The sequence below is a fragment of the Neorhizobium sp. BETTINA12A genome (assembly GCF_023006485.1).
In the GTDB taxonomy this organism is placed as follows: domain Bacteria; phylum Pseudomonadota; class Alphaproteobacteria; order Rhizobiales; family Rhizobiaceae; genus Neorhizobium.
The window spans coordinates 1-2,021 of sequence record NZ_JALBGW010000309.1 but is presented as its reverse complement, the minus strand read 5'-3'; the positions used below and the strand labels follow the sequence as shown (position 1 = coordinate 2,021).

General features: G+C 63.9%; 2 protein-coding genes. Both read left to right on the top strand.

All coding sequences use genetic code 11. The features are described 5' to 3' along the window. Positions 1-918, top strand: a 918-nt coding sequence (locus MOV61_RS29670) for an SEL1-like repeat protein (protein ID WP_247139144.1), incomplete at its 5' end; no start/stop codon positions are given. A gap of 248 nt (positions 919-1,166) precedes the next feature. Further along, positions 1,167-2,021, top strand: an 855-nt coding sequence (locus tag MOV61_RS29665; RefSeq protein ID WP_247139143.1) for a sulfite exporter TauE/SafE family protein, incomplete at its 3' end; no start/stop codon positions are given.

The window sequence follows — 2,021 nt, the reverse complement described above, 5'->3', positions numbered from 1 at the left end:
AATGCGCCGGCTGCTGCGAACACGTTCGCTGCCGCCGCCAAGGTCACGGCTCCGGCTGCGATCGTCGTGCCCGTCGGCATCGAACCCAAGTCGCTGGCCGACGCCGCCGCTGGCGGCGATGCGAACGCGCTCTTTGAGATCGGCGCACGCTTTACCGACGGAAAGGGCGTCAAGAGCGATCTGTCGGAGGCCGCCAACTGGTACAAGCTTGCCGCCGACCGCGGCCTGGCACCGGCGCAATACCGGCTCGCCAATATCTTCGAAAAGGGCACGGGCGTCTCCCGCGACCTGACCAAGGCGATGACCTACTACAAGCAGGCCGCCGATGCCGGCAATGCCAGCGCCATGCACAATCTCGCCGTGCTCTATGCATCGGGCGCCGCCGGCCAGCCGGACTATGCCGCCGCCGTCACCTGGTTCCGCCAGGCCGCCGACTTCGGCGTCGCCGACAGCCAGTTCAACCTCGCCATCCTGCTTGCCCGGGGCAACGGCGTGAAGCAGGATCTCGAAGAGTCCTACAAGTGGTTTGCGGTTGCGGCCAAGGGAGGCGACAAGGACGCCGCCCAGAAGCGCGACGAAGTAGGCAACGCCATGCGCAAGGAACAGCTCGAAAGCGCCCGCGCCAAGGTCGACCAGTGGAAGGTGAAGCCGCTCGACCCGAAGGCCAACTCCGTCAATCTTCCGGACGAATGGGCCTCCGGCAAGCCGCTCACCACGGGCTCGGTCGACATGGAAAAGGCGATCCGCAACATCCAGGCGATCCTGAACAAGAGCGGTTTTGACGCCGGCACCGCCGACGGCAAGATGGGCGCCAAGACCGTGACCGCGATCAAGGCCTTCCAGACCTCGGTTGGCCAGGAGCCGAACGGCAGGATCACCGACGCGCTGGTCAAGGAACTACTTGCGAAGAACAAGTAAGTCGACTTACCCGACCGATATAGGGGAGTTGCGGGATATTAATCACGCCCGCACAAAAACGGTAAAATTGCCGCATTATCTGACACTTGCGAATTGACTTGCGGCCAAGCCCGGGCGCATGACGGATGAAGTCCTTCATGCCCTGTTCACATGGCATGTGAGATCACGTTTCCTTCGCCGCACCGGGCGGACAACCACATCGCGAACGCCCGCGAGGGCGTCGCTTTTTGCCGTGTCGAGGTTCTGCCGTGACTGTCTACCTGCCGATCGCAGAGCTGTCGGTGAACATCTTCATTATTCTGGGCATGGGCGCGGCCGTCGGCTTTCTCTCCGGCATGTTCGGCGTCGGCGGCGGATTCCTGATCACGCCGCTGCTGATCTTCTACAACATCCCGCCCGTCGTGGCGGTCGCGACCGGCGCCAACCAGGTGGTCGCTTCGTCGATCTCTGGCGCGATCACCCATTTCAGGCGCGGCACGCTCGACATGAAGCTCGGTTCGGTGCTGCTGGTCGGCGGTCTGGCGGGGGCGACGGCGGGCGTCTGGGTCTTCTCCTGGCTCCGGCGTGTCGGCCAGCTCGATCTGTTCATCTCGATCCTCTACGTCGTGCTGCTCGGCTCGATCGGCGCGCTGATGCTGCAGGAGAGCCTGCGCGCGCTCAGGCGGGCGAAGAACAAGGAGCCGCTGCCGTTGAAACGGCCGGGCCAGCACAATTGGGTGCACCGGCTGCCGCTCAAGATGCGGTTCAAGAAATCGAAGATCTACCTTTCCGCCATTCCGATCGTCGGGCTCGGCTTCGGCATCGGCGTGCTCACCTCGATCATGGGTGTCGGCGGCGGCTTCATCATGGTGCCGGCGATGATCTATCTCCTGCGCATCCCGACCAATGTCGTCGTCGGGACCTCATTGTTCCAGATCATTTTCGTCACCGCCTACACGACCATGGTGCAGGCGGCGACCAACTATTCGGTCGACATCGTGCTCGCCACGATCCTGATGGTGGCCGGCGTGATCGGCGCGCAATACGGGGTCCGCGTCGGGCAGAAGCTGCGCGGCGAACAGCTGCGCGCGCTCCTGGCCCTGCTCGTGCTTGCCGTCGGCATC